The organism is Daejeonella sp. (assembly GCF_037719425.1).
In the GTDB taxonomy this organism is placed as follows: Bacteria; Bacteroidota; Bacteroidia; order Sphingobacteriales; family Sphingobacteriaceae; genus Daejeonella.
The window spans coordinates 3,569-4,404 of record NZ_JBBJNI010000220.1 but is presented as its reverse complement, the minus strand read 5'-3'; the positions used below and the strand labels follow the sequence as shown (position 1 = coordinate 4,404).

Annotated in this window: 1 protein-coding gene; it reads left to right on the top strand. The window is 43.4% G+C overall.

Annotation, left to right across the window (positions count from 1 at the left end):
- On the top strand, positions 1-836 hold an 836-nt coding region (locus tag WKF69_RS18705), incomplete at both ends, for a PAS domain-containing protein (protein ID WP_340383946.1).

Sequence of the window (836 nt, the reverse complement as noted above, 5' to 3'; positions counted from 1 at the left end):
TGGCAAACGAGGTTGTGGCTCACCTTGAAGCCCGGAAGAATAATCTCGAGCTAAAGGATCTTATTTCCAAATACGAGGAAATAAGCACGATGTTTAATAATTCCGCCGAGCTCCAGGCTATTATGGACCGGAACGGAAATATTCTGGTGGTGAACAAAGCCGTTGAGAAAGTACTTGGATACACTCCTGAGGAGGGTGAAGGCAAGGGTATATGGGATTTTTTCCTGGAAGAAGATTTTAAAGAGCTGATACCTATTGTTTCTCAGGGCCTCTCAGCCGGAAGAAAAGACTTTGAACTTGAAGGCCGGATGAAATTAAAAGATGGGACCGTGAAATGGATGGGCTGGTCCCTGGCTGTTAAAAAAAATAAGTGGTATGCCAACGGCAGGGATATAAGCGAACAGAAGACGATGATTGCTGAATTAGAGCAACTATCGCTAGTAGCAAATAAAGTCAACAACGGGGTAGTAATCAGCGACAGCAATAGTAAAATAATCTGGTCGAATGAGGCCTCCGAACAAATCACTGGTTTTAATCTGGATGATCTGAAAGGGCATCGGCTTGGAGATGTTTTATCAGGAGAACAAACCGACAAAGTTGTACTTAGAACTGCTCGGGAAAATACCAAAAATAAACTTCCATTTAATGTGGATCTTCTGGCATACAAGAAGGATGGTACGCCTATCTGGCTGTCAATATTGAATTCAGTTGTACTGGATTCCGACGGGAATGTCGATAGGGAGGTAGAAGTAATCATCGATATTACCTCGCGAAAAAAGGTAGAGGAAGAGCTGGCAACGCTTTCTTTGGTTGCGAGCAAATCAGCCAGTGGTGTA